Genomic DNA, 871 nt, shown 5'->3' on the forward strand with positions numbered 1-871 from the left:
CGTGGGTGCGGCGCGATCCAGCGTCGAAGCCGCTGTCGCTGAACTGGGACGGCTCCGCACCTCGATCGCCGCCGCCGGCGAGCGCCGGGAGGCCGCCGGCCGGGAATTCACCGCCCTCGAGACGCAGGTGGCGGGCGTGGAGCAGGGGGAGGAAGGGCTCGACGCCGACTACGAGAAAGCCTCTGCAGCACTGGAGGCGATCCGGGAAACGATCAAGGTCATTGCCGGTGAGGAACGTGCCGCAGACCGCGAGCGGGGAGCCCTTGCCGCACGCCTCGACGTGCTGAGGGAGGGGCTGAAGCGGCGCGACGGCTCGCAGCGGCTGCTCGATTCAGGGCTCGACGGCGTCCTCGGCCCCCTCGCTGCGTCCCTCCGCATCGCTTTGGGGTGGGAGAGCGCGGTGTCCGCTGCCCTCGCCGCGGTGGCAGACGCCGTCGTGGTGGTGGACGGCGCGGCGGCGACGGTGGCGCTGCGCCGGATGAAGCACGACGACGCCGGGCAGGTGACGCTCGTCATCCAGGGCGTCACGGAACAGGACGCACCAGCCGAAAACCAGCCGACGTTGTCCGAGGAGCAGGACGTCCGGCCCGCGATTTCCCTCATCGAGTGCAGTGCAGGGCTGAGGGCTCCGCTGGCGGCCCTGCTAAGCGGCATCGTCGTGGTCGAGGACCTCTACACCGCGGAGGCCGTCCTGCAGGCCGCGGTCCCCGACGCTGCGGCGCAGGACACCGCGCAGGCCGGGGGAGGGGTGACCGTGGTGACCCGGAGCGGCGACGTCGTCTCCCGCCACCACGCCCGCGGCGGTACCCCGGGCGCACCCGGCGTCCTCGAGGTCCAGGCCGCCGTCGACGACGCCGCCACGCGGCTCGCT

Annotated in this window: 1 pseudogene; it reads left to right on the forward strand. The window is 73.2% G+C overall.

Features of this window, described 5'->3' with window-relative positions:
• Positions 1 to 871 (forward strand): annotated as a pseudogene (locus Y705_RS0111715) (chromosome segregation protein SMC); the annotation flags it as partial.

Origin of the sequence: Arthrobacter sp. H41 (assembly GCF_000520535.1) — a bacterium.
Lineage (GTDB): Bacteria > Actinomycetota > Actinomycetes > Actinomycetales > Micrococcaceae > Arthrobacter_D.